Genomic DNA, 15427 nt, shown 5'->3' on the forward strand with positions numbered 1-15427 from the left:
CTTAACTATCCGCCTGCTGAAGCTTGCTTGCCTGATCTTCTACGATCAGTGCTTCAACCACTTCGTCCAGTTTTCCTTCAAGAATCTGATCAAGCTTTTGAATGGTCAGGCCGATTCTGTGATCCGTCACACGGTTTTGCGGGAAGTTGTATGTGCGGATACGCTCAGAGCGGTCACCTGATCCGACAGCCGATTTTCGTGTTTGATCATATTCAGCCTGTGCTTCCTGCTGAAATTTATCATAGATTCTGGCGCGGAGAACCTTCATCGCTTTTTCTTTGTTCTTGATTTGAGATTTTTCATCCTGACATGATACGACAACGCCTGTCGGCAAATGCGTCAGACGAACGGCAGACATTGTCGTGTTCACGCTTTGTCCGCCCGGTCCGCTAGAAGCAAACGTATCAACGCGGATATCCTTCTCATGAATGTCAACCTCTACCTCTTCGGCCTCAGGAAGACATGCTACTGTTGCAGTAGATGTATGGATACGGCCGCCTGATTCTGTTTCCGGAACACGCTGTACACGGTGAGCGCCGTTTTCATACTTGAGCTTAGAATATGCGCCGCTGCCCGTAATCATAAAGATGATCTCTTTGTAGCCGCCCGTTCCGGTTACACTTGCTTCCATGACCTCGGTTTTCCAGCCTTGAAGCTCGGCATAGCGGGAATACATTCTGTACAGGTTGCCTGCAAATAAAGCGGCTTCCTCTCCGCCTGCCGCTCCGCGGATCTCCATGATAACGTTTTTATCATCATTAGGATCTTTCGGGATCAGGAGCACCTTCAGACGTTCTGACAGTGTTTCAGTTTCTTTCTGGAGTTCAGAAATCTCTTCCTTCACCATGTCGCGCATCTCAGCATCAAGCTTATCCTCAAGCATCGCTTTTGCATCAGCCAGCTGTTCTGACGCATCTCTGTATTGTCTATATACGTCAACTGTTTCTTGTATATCAGATTGCTCTTTCGAATATTCTCTAAGCTTTTTGGGATCGTTGACAACTTCTGGATCGCTTAAAAGCTCATTTAATTTTTCATATCGTTCTTCGATTGACTTTAAACGGTCTAACACGGTCTTCACCTCTGTTTTCCTGTGCGTAACATTCTCATTATAGTATAGGGACTATCGCCAGTCAAAAGCATTTCAATCCCAGTTAAAAAAGCCTCCTCTGCTATACTGAAAAAGAGGAGGGATCGTATTGTTTACATCTATACATCATATTGCAATCATATGCTCAGATTATGAAAAGTCGAAAGCTTTTTACGTACATAAGCTCGGTTTTCAGGTGATACAAGAAACATACCGAGAAGAGCGCGACTCCTATAAGCTAGATTTGTCGCTCAACGGCACGTACGTCATTGAGCTGTTTTCGTTCCCTGATCCGCCCGCACGTCAAACCCGGCCTGAAGGTGCAGGGCTCCGACATCTTGCCTTTACGGTCAGCAGCTTAGATCAGGCTGTTCAGGAGCTTCACGAAAAAGGAATCGAGACAGAACCCATTAGGACAGACCCGCTGACAGGCAAGCGGTTCACCTTCTTTTTTGATCCCGATCAACTTCCGTTAGAGCTGTATGAGCAATAATGGTTTTTGAGGAAAAAAGGGGGATGCCCACTTTCTTTGCCGAATCTTTTCTTGTTTTGTCTAATGGGAAGGGAACCGCTCCCCATGGTCGAATACCTAGCTAAAAAGGAGGTATGGGATCATGAATACAAATATGGTAGCAAGTGAACTCGGCGTCTCCGCAAAAACAGTGCAGCGGTGGGTGAAGCAGCTGAACCTTCCGGCTGAACGGAACGAGCTCGGACACTATTCGTTTACGGCTGAAGATGTGCAAATCCTGAAATCTGTTCAAAAACAAATTTCTGAAGGCACGGCGCTTCAGGATATTAATGTGCCGCGGAGCAATAAGAAGCGCACAGGCTTCCTTGTCCAAAAAACAAACAGTGATACAGAGAAAAGAATCGAACAGCTCGAACAAAAGCTGGACACCTTATTACAGCAAAAACAGGAAGAAAACGGGCTGCTGGCAAGAATTGAGGAATTGGAACGCCAGCTTAAACAAAAAGCCGATGAAGGCGTATCCTATCAGCTTCTGCAGCACAGAAGAGAAATCGATGACATTCTTGCCGACCTGCAATCAATGACCTCACAAATGAAAGAATTCACCGCTCAGCCGACCCCTGAGACTGCTGCTTCATCCGAAAAAATAAAAACAAGAAAAAAACCGCTGCTGTCACTGTTTAAATTTCAAACGTAAAGTAAAAAAGCTCCCCGTAAAGGGAGCTTTTTTGATTACGCAGTAAGCGCAATAATAATTGGAAGTGAAATCAATGACAGAATCGCACTGATCACAAACGCAGTCGCAGTTTCTTCCTCTTGTTTCTCGAAACGAGTCGCAATCATGGCTGCAACGGCAGAACCAGGGAATGCAACAAGAAGGATTGCTTTTGTTGTTTGGTCAGCTGGAAGTCCGACTGCAAGAGCAATCAGGAACATTAACGCAGGCTGAACCGCAACTTTTAGTAACGCAATACCGATAGCCGGCAGACTGAGTTTAATCTTACGAATACCAACGGTAACACCGACAGCAAAGAGAGCAACACCAGATGTTGTACTACCAAGCTGATCAAGCATTTTAACACCCAGCTCAGGAAGAGTGACACCGCAAAGCACTAGAATCATACTGATTAAAGGAGCTGCAGCAAGAGGCTCGGAAAGACCATGCAGAATGGATTTACCTGTCATCTTCCAAAAACTGTCGCCGCTCTCTCCGTTTTTCTTAGAAGACTCGCCCACTGTAGCTATAATAATCGCAAGCGGATCAAGAATCGCGTTAACAACGATACCTGTTACAGCGATCGGAATCGCAACCTCTTGCGCACCGAACAAGCTTCCCAATACAGGAATACCCATAAATGCGAATGTCGGCTGTGCAGAGTTCAAAGAAAACACGGATGAGTTCGTTAAATCATACTTAAAGACAAATCTGCAAACCAATAAAATGATGATATAGAAACCAACAATCCCGATAAGTAAAGAAACCATTAATGGAACTTGTGATAAAAATTCACTTCTGGAAGTTGTCAAAATACCAGCGATAAAGTGAGCTGGAAGTGCGTATTTCGTTACTAACGTACTTACCCCTTTTGCTGACTTGGCATCATAACTTCCGAAATGTCCTGCAAACCAACCCAGCACGATAACAAAGAAGATCGGTGCCAGGAGGATTAAGATATCTAAGATGCTCAAAATATTCTCCTCCAAATCCTATGTCCGTATACTTTAGCTTTATACAAAGCTTTCCCTCGGACAGAAAAATTACACGCTTATTATTTTGCGATGACTTTTTTGTATTCAGGTGTCCACATTGCATCAAGAACAGCTTGTTTTACATCTTCAGGCTGACGATTTGCTACGCCGTCTTTAATCGCTGCTTCAGCTACAGCAATGGCAACTTGAATAGATACTTCTTGAAGCTTGTCGATGCTTGGAAGCAATCCAGCTCCAGGTGTTTCAAAATCAACCATTTCAGCAATCGCATCAGCTGTTGCAGCAAACATAGCAGGTGTAATAACACGCGCTTCAGCTACGATTGAACCAAGGCCAAGACCAGGGAATGCGAATGCGTTGTTAGATTGTCCGATTTCATAAGAAACGCCATTGTACTCTACATTGTCAAATGGGCTTCCTGTTGCTACAAGCACTTTTCCGTCAGTCCATTTGAACAGATCTTCAGGAACAGCTTCTGCAAGATGAGTCGGGTTAGACATCGGCATGATCACCGGACGGTCTACGTGAGATGCCATCTCTTTCACAATTTCCTCTGTGAACGCTCCTGAAACCCCTGAAGTTCCGATTAAGATCGTTGGTTTCGCTTGGCGAACCACTTCATCGAATGGAATTTGACCTTTTTCATCGCGTTTCCAGTCTTTCACTTCTGCTGCACTGCGAAGGTAAGGTTTTTGGAAATCAAGGATGCCTTCCATATCGTCTGTTAACAGGCCTCTGTAATCAAGTGTGAAGAACGCTTTGTTCGCTTCTTCTTCAGATAATCCAGCAAGCACCATTGTGTCACGGATCTGGTCAGCAATACCGATACCAGCTGAACCTGCACCGAAGACAACTACACGCTGATCTTTAATAGATGCGCCTGTTTTCTTCATAGCAGCAAGCACACCAGCTAGTGTAATTGCGCCTGTACCTTGAATATCATCGTTGAATGTCAGGATTTCGTTGTTGTATTTTTTCATGATATTGCGCGCGTTTTTGTTACCAAAGTCTTCCCAGTGAAGAAGCGCTTTAGGGAAGAATTTAAGCGCAGCTTTTACATACGCATCAACGAATTCTTCGTAACGTTCATCAGAGATACGTTCATGATGGTTACCAATATATAAAGGATCATTTAAAAGTTTTTCGTTGTTTGTACCGACATCAAGCACTACAGGAATAACACGGCTAGGGTCAATACCAGCTGCAGCAGTGTAAACAGCCAATTTACCGATAGCGATGTTAATACCGCCTACTCCCCAGTCACCGATACCAAGGATACTTTCAGAGTCAGTTGCAACGATAAGATCAATATCGCCTGCTGTCGCATGAAGGTTTTCAAAAGCCTTTTCAATACCGTCAATGTTGTCGATTGACAAGTAGATACCTTGAGGTCTTCTGTATTCATGGCTGTATTCTTGAATGGCTTCACCAACTGTTGGTGTATATACAACAGGAAGCATTTCACGCAGGTGATTTTGCAGCAATTTATAGAAAAGAACTTCATTGCGGTTAGCAAGATCATTTAAGTAAACATTTTGACGAAGGCGGTCTGGCTGAGCTTTAAATTGCTCGTATGCGCGTTTTGCTTGTTGATCAAGAGAAAGTACAGTTGGCGGAAGAAGTCCTTCTAAGCCAAGTTCTTGTCTTTCTTCTAACGTAAAAGCAACACCTTTGTTTAAAGTAGGAATAGACAAAACTTCTTTTCCTCTTAATGTTGTTTCTAAATGGCCTTCCTTAGTTTTTTTTATGTTATTCAAGCAAATCTCCTTCTTTCTTGAAATAGTTAACCAGGTTAAGTAATAACTCATCTAAAAATAACCGATCATGATCTTTATGCGACTTTGTGACAATTATTCGAACAATGTCTCAAAACTATTTACATTACGTTAGTTATTTTATGCCTGTCAAAATCAAAATTCAAGGGAAGAAAATTACTTAATTTTTTAATACACTTATTTAAATTTTTTAATTGATTGTTATCAGAATATATAAAAAACACCAGCTTTTCAGCCGGTGCTTTCTATCTTTTTACCCATGTTTTGCATTAGTTTTTAGATTTTCCCGGAACTTCGTGGTGGTGTCTGCATCTTGCTTCATAGGATTCAGACGCCCCCACCAGAATGACCGGATCATCATAAGAAGCCGGCTTTCCGTCAATGAGCCGCTGTGTTCTGCTTGCCGGTGATCCGCAGACGGAACAGACGGCCTGCAGCTTCGTCACACTTTCAGCGATGGCCATAATATCCGGCACAACGCCGAACGGCTCTCCTCTGAAGTCCATATCAAGACCTGCTGCGATCACACGATATCCTTTATCGGCAAGTGCTGATAAAACATCAATGATCGCCCGATCGAAGAATTGAACCTCGTCAACTGCGATCACATCCGTGCTCTCACTGATATGATCCCAAATGTCCGCAGCCGAAGAAATGGCATAGCTCGTCATAGATGTTCCATTATGGGAGACAACAGCATCTTCGCTGTATCGATTATCAATCACAGGTTTAAAGACCCTGACCTCCTGCTTGGCGTAAGTTGCTCTCTTCACTCTTCTGATCAGCTCTTCAGATTTCCCCGAGAACATACTGCCGCAAATCAGCTCAAGCCACCCGCTTTGCTTCATTATGTACATTGGCTCTGCTCCCCTCTCTCTGCCAGCTGTGTTTTTGACATACAAAAAACAGGCAAGAACTGCTTCTTGCCTGTTGAAAAATCTATTATTACTTAAGACCGTATTTTTTATTAAAGCGATCAACACGACCATCAGCAGAAGCGAATTTTTGACGGCCAGTGTAGAATGGGTGGCATTCAGAGCAAATCTCAACGCGTACCTCTTCTTTTACTGAGCCTGTTTCAAATTCATTTCCGCAAGCGCATTTAACTGTTGCTTTTTTGAAATTAGGATGAATTCCTGCTTTCATTGTATCCATCTCCTTCCGCCCTGAATCCCGTGTGGAAACAGAGTTATTATTTCGGAGCATTGTCCGAAACGCATATGAGAAAATTATATCAGTGATTTACTTCTTTTGCAAATAGATTTTATCTTCTGGCTGATGATAGATTTGCCTGCTTCCATTCTTGATTGAGAATATCGAAAAATTCCTGGTTTGTTTTGGTTTTTTTCATTTTTCTCATGAATTTTTCCGCGAAATCAGGCGAATCTGACATCGTTTTGCGGATAGACCATAAACGGTCAAGATGCTCTTTAGGCACAAGCAGCTCTTCCTTACGCGTTCCAGAACGGCGAATATCGATTGCAGGGAAGATGCGGCGTTCTGCCAGAGAGCGGTCAAGATGAAGCTCCATGTTGCCCGTTCCCTTGAATTCTTCATAGATTACATCATCCATACGAGATCCTGTATCAACAAGAGCAGTGGCGAGGATCGTTAAGCTTCCGCCTTCTTCAATATTTCTCGCTGCCCCGAAGAAACGCTTCGGACGGTGGAACGCTGCCGGGTCAATCCCTCCGGACAGTGTTCTTCCGCTCGGCGGAATCACTAGGTTGTAGGCACGGGCAAGGCGTGTGATACTGTCCATCAGGATAATAACGTCTTTCTTGTGCTCAACGAGGCGCATAGCGCGTTCAAGCACAAGCTCGGCTACTTTGATATGGTTTTCCGGCACTTCATCAAACGTCGAGCTGACGACATCCCCAGCAACAGAACGCTCAATGTCCGTAACCTCTTCCGGTCTTTCGTCGATCAATAGGACAATCAGCTCTGCTTCAGGCTGGTTCGCTGTAATGCTGTTGGCGATTTCCTTCAGCAGCATCGTTTTCCCGGCTTTCGGCGGCGCTACAATCAAGCCGCGCTGGCCAAAGCCTACCGGCGCCATCATGTCCATAATTCTTGTAGACAAGAAATTCGGTTTTGTTTCGAGCACCATATGGCGGTCTGGATAAAGTGGAGTAAGGGCTGGGAAGTGAACACGCTCTTTTGCGGATTCCGGATCATCTCCATTTACTGCTTCAACGTGCAAAAGTCCATAATAACGCTCATTTTCTTTTGGCGGGCGAACCTTGCCGGATACTTTGTCTCCATTCCGCAAATCGAAGCGGCGGATTTGTGAAGCTGAGATGTAAATGTCTTCAGAGCTTGGAGAATAGTTGATCGGTCTCAGGAAGCCAAATCCCTCTGATTGGATGATCTCAAGAACACCTTCCATAAACAAAAGATCTTCCTGTTCTGCATTCGCTTTCAGAATAGCGAAAATCAGTTCTTTTTTTGTCAGTTTGCTGTAGTAGGAGATTTTATAATGTCTTGCAAGTTCATATAGCTCTTTTAATTTCATATTTTCCAAAGAGGAAATAGATACGTCTTTCATAAAAACACCACGCTTTTCATAGTCAATATCTTACTTTACACATGTAATCTGCTGCTTTTGCACAACATCCGCCAAAGCACATTCTTTTTTTAACATAAAGGAACTTCTATCGGTAACACTTCCACCCATGATCGGCGCTTTTGTTAAAAGGATTGTCTTAATGAGTTTTGAAGGAAGCGAGGACAAAAACATGAGAAGATCAATACTTATATCGTCTGATGCGGTAGAAATTGAAACTTTCCTAGTGCTTAAAAGAAGGAATTACGCAGTTAAAAATCGCAGCACTCTTTATTTTTACCTTATTTCAAAAAATTATTCAACTGAAATAAGGTTTTGACACGCAATTGATAGGGTTGTCTCTTATTTGCAAAAGAAAAGCGGGTCAACACCCGCTTTTTCTCTTTGTTATGGACGGATTACGAGATTTGGTTTTTTCTTCAGGCTGTGTCTGCCGTCAACAAAACGGACAGTGCCTGATTTCGCACGGATGACCAAGCTTTCAGTCGTGCCGACAGATCCTTTGAATTGAACGCCTTTTAACAGCTCCCCGTCAGTTACGCCGGTAGCCGCAAAAATAGCGTCATCGCCTCTCACAAGGTCTTCCATACGCAGCACTTTGCTTAAATCAAGTCCCATTTTGTTGCAACGTATGATTTCTTCCTCGCTTTGCGGAAGAAGTTTACCGATAATTTCTCCGCCTAGCGCTTTTAACGCGACAGCAGATAGGACGCCTTCAGGAGCTCCTCCTGATCCGAACAGGATGTCTACGCCTGTGTGGTCGAAAGCCGTATTGATGGCGCCTGCGACATCCCCATCATTGATCAGTTTGATTCTGGCGCCGGCCTCACGAAGCTCAGAAATGATTTTTTCGTGTCGATCGCGGTTTAAAATGGTAGCAACGACGTCCTCGACGTCTTTGTTTTTCGCTTTTGCTACCGCTCTAAGGTTATCAATGACTGGAGCTTCAATATCAATGCAGCCCACCGCTTCCGGACCGACTGCGATTTTCTGCATATACATATCTGGAGCATTTAAAAGCGTGCCGTGGTCAGCAACTGCAATAACAGTCAGCGCGTTCCAGCCGCCGCTTGCTAAGATGTTTGTGCCTTCGAGAGGATCAACAGCGACATCGACGCGCGGACCGTACCCGTTTCCGAGTTTTTCCCCGATATAAAGCATCGGCGCTTCGTCCATTTCTCCTTCTCCGATCACAACAGTTCCTTTCATCGGGACTGTATCAAAAACGTCTCTCATTGCGCTTGTTGCCGCTTCATCAGCCTCGTCTTTCTTTCCCCTGCCCATCCATCTTGCAGATGCTAATGCCGCAGCTTCAGTCACACGAACCAATTCCATTGATAAACTTCTTTCCATCTCAACACGATCTCCTCTCGCAAATAACCAATTAAGAATTTTGCAGCTGTTCTATCTCTTCATCAGTCATTCTCTCGCGCCAGATTGTGGCTCCCAAACCCTCTAGTTTCTTCTCTAGGCTGCTGTATCCGCGATCAATATGCTCCAGACCTGTAATTTCTGTGACACCGTCGGCCATCAGCCCGGCAACCACTAAACAGGCTCCGGCCCGCAGATCGCTCGCCTTCACCTTAGCGCCTTGAAGCTCGACAGGACCAGTGATGATTGCAGATCTGCCCTCTACTTTCATATTAGCGCCCATTCGTCTCAGTTCATCAATATGTTTGAATCTCGCCGAATAGATGGTGTCAGTCACGACGCTTGTCCCTTTTGCTCTCGTCAAAAGCGCCGTCATCGGCTGCTGCAAATCAGTCGGAAATCCCGGATATACTAGGGTTTTTACATCAACCGGCTTAAGATTTTTCTGCCCTCCGACAATGAGCAGCTGATCGTCGCTTGTCTCAATGTGAAAGCCCATTTCTCTCAGTTTTGCTGTTAAGGACTCAAGGTGAGTCGGGATGACATTATCAATGATGACCTCTTTGCCCATCGCAGCTCCTGCAATCATAAATGTTCCGGCTTCAATTCTGTCCGGAATGATCGTATGTTTGCAGCCGTGCAGTTCCTTTACGCCATCGATTCGGATGACGTTGGTTCCAGCACCTTTGATTTTTGCGCCCATGCTGGTCAGCAATGTCGCGACATCAATAATCTCCGGCTCTTTCGCAGCGTTTTCGATGATGGTTTTTCCTTCTGCCAAAACAGCCGCAAGCATAATGTTAATCGTTGCCCCGACGCTTACGACATCTAAATAAATACGTGCGCCTCTCAGCCTTTCAGCGCGCAAATAAATCGCGCCCTGTTCATTGGTCACTTCAGCTCCGAGCGCTTCGAAACCCTTGATGTGCTGGTCAATCGGACGGGGGCCCAGGTGGCAGCCGCCAGGCAATCCGATGACGGCCTGTTTAAAGCGGCCGAGCATCGCCCCCATTAAATAATAAGACGCGCGCAGTTTTTTCACTTTTCCGTTAGGAAGCGGCATGCTGATCATTGATGTGGGGTCGACAATCATTTCCCCATTCTCAAAATGCACATTGCCGCCAATTTCCTGTAACAGGTCACGCAGCGTTTCAATATCTGAAATCTCAGGAAGCCCTTCTATTGTCACCTCGGAATTTGCCAAAATGGTTGCTGGTATTAATGCAACAGCACTGTTTTTAGCGCCGCTGATGTGTACTGTACCGTTTAACGAGTCACCGCCGGCAATATTCAACTTTTCCATGATAGTCTCCTTCCATAAGAAGATAGCTGCGGAGCTAAATAAAATGGCATTTTATTCTGTCTCTGCAAATAAAGCTCATGTCCAAAATCTAGCCAATTCGAAGAGAAAGAATACAACACATTGTAAAATATCAGGAAGAAAATAGCGAAGCTTTGCGGGGGCATAGGTTTCAAAAAAATCGACAGAGACCCGCCGGCTAAAGAGAATCTTCGTCATCCGGCAAAAGCAGCACGCAACCCTCATTCCGATATCAGCTTCTGCAGCCCAATGATTCCTTCTCTGTAAGCGGCGTGCATCTGAAGGTCCGCTGGATCAGGACGGTGAAAAGCAAAGGCCGCGGCAAACAGACACTACACTCTGTTTGCCGCCGCTTGAATTACTTGTTCCAGTCTGCCAAGAATTGCTCGATTCCTTTGTCTGTTAACGGGTGCTTTGTCAGCTGATAAATGACTTTAAGCGGCATTGTGCCGATATGAGCCCCTCTTAATGCAGCTTCAGTTACATGCTGAGGATGGCGGATTGACGCCGCAATGATTTGCGTATCAAGCCCGTGGATATCAAAAATCTGCTTGACTTCTGAAATCAGGTCAAGCCCGTTATGGCCGATATCATCTAAGCGGCCTAAGAATGGAGATACATAGGTAGCGCCCGCTCTTGCAGCAAGAAGCGCTTGGTTTGCATTGAAGATCAATGTGACATTTGTTTTGATGTTTAAGTCAGTAAGTGCTTTTACGGCTTTTAAACCGTCAGCCGTCATCGGGATTTTCACCGTGATGTTCGGAGCGATTTTCGCCAGTTCTTTTCCTTCCTCGATCATTTCCTCAGCTTTCAGAGAAATAACCTCCGCGCTTACAGAGCCCGGAACGACTTCTGTGATTTCACGAAGGCGGTCATGGAATGATACGTTAGCTTCTTTTGCTACTAAACTAGGATTCGTTGTTACACCGGCAAGAACTCCTAATTCATACGCTTCTTTAATCTCATCGATATTGGCTGTATCAATAAAAAATAACATTTACAAAAGCCTCCCTGAGTAAGAATTTTCAGAACTGTGAATATGATTGCGCTTTCTAAAGATAGACGGAAAACCGCCTGTCAAGCTGTCAGGCGGCTATAAAAAGTTCCAATTGAATTAAGCTTGGTTTGAAGAACCAAATTCACGCATTTTACCGATAACAGTTTCTTTAATCGCTTCGCGAGCAGGTCCAAGGTATTTACGAGGATCGTACTCGTCAGGCTTAGCTGCCAACGTTTCGCGAACAGCTTTTGCAGAAGAAATTTGGTTTTCAGTATTTACGTTGATTTTAGCTGTACCAAGTGAGATTGATTTTTTGATGTCAGCAGTCGGAATTCCAGTACCGCCGTGAAGAACGAGCGGAAGACCAGTTGAATTTCCGATCTCTTCCATTTCTTTGAAGCCAAGGTTTGGCTCACCTTTGTAAGGGCCGTGAACAGAACCTAATGCAGGTGCAAGGCAGTCGATGCCAGTGCGCTCAACAAGCTCTTGGCACTCTTTAGGATCAGCGTAGATTACGCCTTCAGCGATAACGTCGTCCTCTTGTCCGCCGACTGTTCCTAGCTCAGCTTCTACAGATACACCGTGGAAATGAGCAAGCTCAACAACTTTAGAAGTTGTTGCTACGTTTTCTTCAAATGGATGGTGAGAAGCGTCGATCATTACAGATGTGAAACCTGCATGAATCGCTTTCGCACAAGATTCAAAGCTTGAACCGTGGTCTAAGTGGATCGCAACAGGAACTGTCACTTTGTACTCTTCCATTAGTGCTTTTACCATAGCTACGACTGTTTTGAAGCCGCCCATGTAGCGTCCCGCACCTTCGGAAACACCAAGGATCACTGGAGATTTTTCTTCTTCAGCTGCTTGTAAAATCGCTTGAGTAAACTCAAGGTTGTTTAAGTTAAATTGTCCTACAGCATAACCTTTTTCTTTAGCTGTATTCAACATTTCCGTCATTGAAACTAAAGGCATGTCGAATGTCCTCCTTATGTAGCCTGATTGTCTTCTAGCGAAAAAAGCTTTCCACCCTAGCATGACCCATAATTTGCTGTCATATGTAAATACACAGATCGCTTTTTCTCCATAACTAGAATACCAACTTTTCGACAAATCGGCAACACAATGACCTCATTCAATTGTTTCTTCTTTTTGTCAGTTAGACTTCAGGGGCAGATATTTTTTGACGGCGTCTCTGATTTCGTCGATGTCAAACGGCTTCGCAAAGTGCGTCAATGCGCCCAGTTCCTTTGATTCTTGGATCATATCGAGTTCTCCGTAAGCCGTCATGATGATCACGCGGATGTTTTCATCAATGACCTTCATCCGTTTTAAGATTTCGATTCCGTCCATACCCGGAATTTTCATATCTAGAAGGACAAGGTCCGGGCGTTCTTTTGTCACGATATCAAGCGCTTGAAGGCCGTTCGCAGCCTGAAATGTCTGATAGCCCTCTTTATTGAACACTTCGTTAAGCAAAATACGTATTCCGTATTGATCATCAACGATTAAAATTTTTTCATTCATCATTTTACACCCCAATATTATGATTTTCGTCAAAAGTAAGCAGTAGTTTATGTATTCTGTTTGATTTTCCTATTTCCTTTAATTATAATAGTCTACTTTACGACATTTTCTGAGCATTTTCTCTTTTGTTGTATACTGTTATTGTACGTTATAAAGGAGGATTCACTTATGTTGAAAATATTTACAACACAGTTAACAGGTATTTTTTCCCGCATTCAGGATAAGGAATCTGACGCGATTGAAGATGGGGCGCGATTGCTCGCTCAAGCGGTGATCAGCGGGCATTCCATCTATATATACGGGGCTAATGAGCTTCAGGGCATCTTACTTGAGGCAACCGAAGGCAAAGAACCGCTTCCTTCCGTCAAAGCGTTTCCCGATAACGCTGATGATGTGACAGAAAGCGACAGGGTGCTGATGTTTTGCTCAGGGACAGGTACAGATGAAGAACAGGCGCTCGCGAAAGAGCTTTATGAAAAAGGCGCGGGGGTCGTCTGCATATCACCGGCATCCAAAGACAGCGCCGGAATCGAACAATATTGCGATGTGCATATTGATTCAAAGCTGAAAATGCCGCTTGTTCCCGATGAAGACGGCACCCGCTATGGCTTCCCTTCATTAATGACAGCATTGTATGTCTACCATGCTCTATCATTTACATTAAAAGAAATTCTGCAAGAGTATGCATAATCACTTATTGTACATGCTGTATCTTGCCGGAAACAAATAAAAAAGACTTGTCCGCTTTTGACAAACGGCAAGTCTTTTTTTATTACTTCTGATTTGCAGCTTCAACAGACGCTCCGATAAAGCCTTTGAATAATGGCTGAGGTCTTGTCGGTCTAGACTTGAACTCTGGGTGGAACTGAGAAGCCACGAACCAAGGATGGTTTTTCAGCTCGATAATTTCAACAAGGCGTCCGTCCGGGCTGGTGCCTGAGAATACAAAGCCTTGGTCTTCCATTTGCTGTCTGAATTCGTTGTTGAATTCATAACGGTGGCGGTGACGCTCGTACACCACTTCATCCTGATACACTTCAAATGCTTTCGTGCCCTCTTCAAGCTTACAAGGGTAAAGGCCGAGGCGAAGTGTTCCTCCAAGATCTTCAACATCCTTCTGTTCAGGAAGAAGGTCGATAATCGGGTATTGAGTTGACGGATCAATCTCAGCAGAGTGAGCGCCTTTTAAGCCTAATACATTTCGGGCATACTCAATAGATGCAACCTGCATACCTAAGCAAATGCCCAGGAACGGAATGTTGTTTTCGCGCGCATATTGTGTCGCAATGATTTTTCCTTCAACACCGCGGTCTCCGAAGCCGCCCGGTACAATAATACCGTCTGTGCCGCTAGTAAGCTCTCCGATGTTGCTTTCTGTTACTTCCTCAGCGTTAATCCATTTCACTTTTACATCTGTGTCAAACGCGTAGCCCGCGTGACGAAGTGATTCAACGACAGAGATATAAGCGTCAGGAAGCTCAACATATTTTCCGACAAGTCCGATTGTGATTGTTTGAGACAGGTTGCTGACCTTGTTCACAAGCTCTTTCCACTCGGACATTTCCGCCTCTTTGCATGCCAATTGCATGTGCTCGCAAACAAGCTTATCTAGTCCTTGTTTTTGAAGCTCAAGCGGAATGGCATAGAGGTTGTCCGCATCTTCACATTCAATAACCGCTTTTGTATCGATGTCGCAGAATAAAGCGATTTTGTCCTTCATATCTTGAGAAATCGGCATTTCTGTACGAACAACGATAATGTTTGGCTGAATGCCCAGGCTTCTTAATTCTTTTACGCTGTGCTGTGTCGGTTTCGTTTTCAGTTCGCCGGCAGCTTTAATGTAAGGCACAAGTGTACAGTGGATGTACATCACGTTTTCACGGCCGATGTCACTCTTCATTTGGCGGATGGCTTCAAGGAATGGCAGGGATTCGATGTCTCCTACAGTACCGCCGATTTCTGTAATCACGACATCCGCGTTTGTTTCTTTACCCGCACGGTATACGCGGTCTTTCAGTTCGTTTGTGATGTGCGGAATAACCTGCACTGTTCCGCCGAGGTAATCTCCGCGACGTTCTTTTTTAAGAACTGTTGAATAGATTTTCCCTGTTGTTACGTTGCTGAATTTATTCAGGTTGATGTCGATAAAACGCTCATAGTGCCCCAGGTCTAAGTCTGTTTCAGCGCCGTCATCTGTTACGAATACTTCACCGTGCTGGTACGGGCTCATCGTTCCCGGATCAACGTTGATGTATGGGTCGAATTTTTGAATTGTGACGTTCAGTCCGCGGTTTTTCAGCAAACGCCCTAATGAAGCTGCTACAATACCCTTTCCAAGTGAGGATACGACTCCCCCAGTTACAAAAATATATTTCGTCATTTCGTTTGCTCCTCTCTTCGCTCTAAGCTACATTTCTTAAAATGTACCGTTTTATAAAAAATCATTTAGCCTTTTAAATGATTTATAAGAAAAATGAGGGGTGAAAATAAGAAAGCTCCCTTTCAATTTCTTGAAAGGGAGCATAACGTTCTATGTTCTCTCTTCGTTTTTGAAGAGCCCAAAATACATACTACCTAGTTCGACTATGAAAGTCAAGA

At 44.4% G+C, this 15427-nt stretch carries 16 protein-coding genes; 3 read left to right on the forward strand and 13 right to left on the reverse strand.

Translation table 11 applies throughout. The features are described 5' to 3' along the window. Nucleotide 1: 1 nt before the first annotated feature. Nucleotides 2-1072, reverse strand: a complete 1071-nt coding sequence (prfA, locus tag HC660_RS18795) for a peptide chain release factor 1 (RefSeq protein WP_010332247.1) — start codon at nt 1070-1072, stop codon at nt 2-4. A gap of 121 nt (nt 1073-1193) precedes the next feature. Here prfA and gloA2 point away from each other — a divergent pair, with 121 nt between their 5' ends. Beyond that, nucleotides 1194-1583 carry an SMU1112c/YaeR family gloxylase I-like metalloprotein gene (gene gloA2, locus HC660_RS18800; RefSeq protein WP_211090776.1) on the forward strand — a complete coding sequence of 130 codons (390 nt, stop codon included), beginning with the start codon at nt 1194-1196 and terminating at the stop codon, nt 1581-1583. Between the two features lie 121 nt (nt 1584-1704). Continuing rightward, the gene (racA, locus tag HC660_RS18805; RefSeq protein ID WP_168748979.1) at nt 1705-2259 is read left to right on the forward strand and encodes a chromosome-anchoring protein RacA; all 555 of its coding nucleotides are present in this window, start codon (nt 1705-1707) and stop codon (nt 2257-2259) included. Nucleotides 2260-2294: 35 nt separating this feature from the next. Here the strand turns inward: racA and HC660_RS18810 are convergent, their stop codons facing one another. From HC660_RS18810 to spo0F, 11 genes are all read right to left on the reverse strand, one after another. Further along, complete coding sequence (locus HC660_RS18810) at nt 2295-3251, reverse strand: AEC family transporter (RefSeq protein WP_010332250.1); 957 nt, start codon at nt 3249-3251, stop codon at nt 2295-2297. Between the two features lie 80 nt (nt 3252-3331). Next, the gene (gene malS, locus HC660_RS18815; protein WP_029441290.1) at nt 3332-5029 is read right to left on the reverse strand and encodes an oxaloacetate-decarboxylating malate dehydrogenase; all 1698 of its coding nucleotides are present in this window, start codon (nt 5027-5029) and stop codon (nt 3332-3334) included. A 287-nt stretch (nt 5030-5316) separates the two neighbouring features. Next, entirely contained in the window at nt 5317-5904 is a 588-nt protein-coding gene (locus HC660_RS18820) for a thymidine kinase (RefSeq protein ID WP_168748980.1), read from the reverse strand. 88 nt (nt 5905-5992) lie between these two features. Further along, a complete protein-coding gene (gene rpmE, locus HC660_RS18825) occupies nt 5993-6193 on the reverse strand; it encodes a 50S ribosomal protein L31 (protein WP_003151132.1) in 201 nt (66 codons plus the stop codon). A gap of 118 nt (nt 6194-6311) precedes the next feature. Beyond that, entirely contained in the window at nt 6312-7595 is a 1284-nt protein-coding gene (rho, locus tag HC660_RS18830; RefSeq protein WP_010332253.1) for a transcription termination factor Rho, read from the reverse strand. A gap of 30 nt (nt 7596-7625) precedes the next feature. Further along, nucleotides 7626-7787: a hypothetical protein gene (locus HC660_RS18835; RefSeq protein ID WP_032731180.1), complete on the reverse strand. Its 162-nt coding sequence runs from the start codon at nt 7785-7787 to the stop codon at nt 7626-7628. A gap of 213 nt (nt 7788-8000) precedes the next feature. Beyond that, nucleotides 8001-8966, reverse strand: a complete 966-nt coding sequence (gene glpX, locus HC660_RS18840; RefSeq protein ID WP_010332254.1) for a class II fructose-bisphosphatase — start codon at nt 8964-8966, stop codon at nt 8001-8003. Between the two features lie 31 nt (nt 8967-8997). Then, nucleotides 8998-10287 (reverse strand): UDP-N-acetylglucosamine 1-carboxyvinyltransferase, encoded by a 1290-nt coding sequence (locus HC660_RS18845; protein ID WP_168748981.1) that lies wholly within the window; start codon nt 10285-10287, stop codon nt 8998-9000. A gap of 376 nt (nt 10288-10663) precedes the next feature. Continuing rightward, nucleotides 10664-11302 (reverse strand): fructose-6-phosphate aldolase, encoded by a 639-nt coding sequence (gene fsa, locus HC660_RS18850; RefSeq protein WP_024123188.1) that lies wholly within the window; start codon nt 11300-11302, stop codon nt 10664-10666. Between the two features lie 117 nt (nt 11303-11419). Further along, on the reverse strand, nt 11420-12277 hold the full coding sequence (locus HC660_RS18855) for a class II fructose-bisphosphate aldolase (RefSeq protein WP_024123189.1): 858 nt from the start codon (nt 12275-12277) through the stop codon (nt 11420-11422). A 180-nt stretch (nt 12278-12457) separates the two neighbouring features. After that, entirely contained in the window at nt 12458-12832 is a 375-nt protein-coding gene (spo0F, locus tag HC660_RS18860) for a sporulation initiation phosphotransferase Spo0F (protein WP_003227621.1), read from the reverse strand. Between the two features lie 165 nt (nt 12833-12997). On the opposite strand from spo0F, the gene HC660_RS18865 reads away from it, so the two are divergent. Beyond that, nucleotides 12998-13519 carry a DUF2529 domain-containing protein gene (locus HC660_RS18865; protein ID WP_168748982.1) on the forward strand — a complete coding sequence of 174 codons (522 nt, stop codon included), beginning with the start codon at nt 12998-13000 and terminating at the stop codon, nt 13517-13519. A gap of 82 nt (nt 13520-13601) precedes the next feature. Here HC660_RS18865 and pyrG read toward each other — a convergent pair whose 3' ends face one another. Next, nucleotides 13602-15209 (reverse strand): glutamine hydrolyzing CTP synthase, encoded by a 1608-nt coding sequence (pyrG, locus tag HC660_RS18870; RefSeq protein WP_168748983.1) that lies wholly within the window; start codon nt 15207-15209, stop codon nt 13602-13604. Nucleotides 15210-15427 lie beyond the last annotated feature (218 nt).

The organism is Bacillus mojavensis, from assembly GCF_012648005.1.
In the GTDB taxonomy this organism is placed as follows: Bacteria; Bacillota; Bacilli; order Bacillales; family Bacillaceae; genus Bacillus; species Bacillus mojavensis.

Excerpts from the sequence above, each read along its gene's own strand:
- HC660_RS18855 (WP_024123189.1), bottom strand. The coding sequence starts at position 12,277 with ATGCCTTTAGTTTCAATGACGGAAATGTTGAATACAGCTAAAGAAAAA.
- HC660_RS18820 (WP_168748980.1), bottom strand. The coding sequence starts at position 5,904 with ATGTACATAATGAAGCAAAGCGGGTGGCTTGAGCTGATTTGCGGCAGT.
- fsa (WP_024123188.1), bottom strand. The coding sequence starts at position 11,302 with ATGTTATTTTTTATTGATACAGCCAATATCGATGAGATTAAAGAAGCG.
- HC660_RS18845 (WP_168748981.1), bottom strand. The coding sequence starts at position 10,287 with ATGGAAAAGTTGAATATTGCCGGCGGTGACTCGTTAAACGGTACAGTA.
- HC660_RS18835 (WP_032731180.1), bottom strand. The coding sequence starts at position 7,787 with ATGTTTTTGTCCTCGCTTCCTTCAAAACTCATTAAGACAATCCTTTTA.
- spo0F (WP_003227621.1), bottom strand. The coding sequence starts at position 12,832 with ATGATGAATGAAAAAATTTTAATCGTTGATGATCAATACGGAATACGT.
- glpX (WP_010332254.1), bottom strand. The coding sequence starts at position 8,966 with ATGGAAAGAAGTTTATCAATGGAATTGGTTCGTGTGACTGAAGCTGCG.
- racA (WP_168748979.1), top strand. The coding sequence starts at position 1,705 with ATGAATACAAATATGGTAGCAAGTGAACTCGGCGTCTCCGCAAAAACA.
- rpmE (WP_003151132.1), bottom strand. The coding sequence starts at position 6,193 with ATGAAAGCAGGAATTCATCCTAATTTCAAAAAAGCAACAGTTAAATGC.
- rho (WP_010332253.1), bottom strand. The coding sequence starts at position 7,595 with ATGAAAGACGTATCTATTTCCTCTTTGGAAAATATGAAATTAAAAGAG.
- HC660_RS18865 (WP_168748982.1), top strand. The coding sequence starts at position 12,998 with ATGTTGAAAATATTTACAACACAGTTAACAGGTATTTTTTCCCGCATT.
- pyrG (WP_168748983.1), bottom strand. The coding sequence starts at position 15,209 with ATGACGAAATATATTTTTGTAACTGGGGGAGTCGTATCCTCACTTGGA.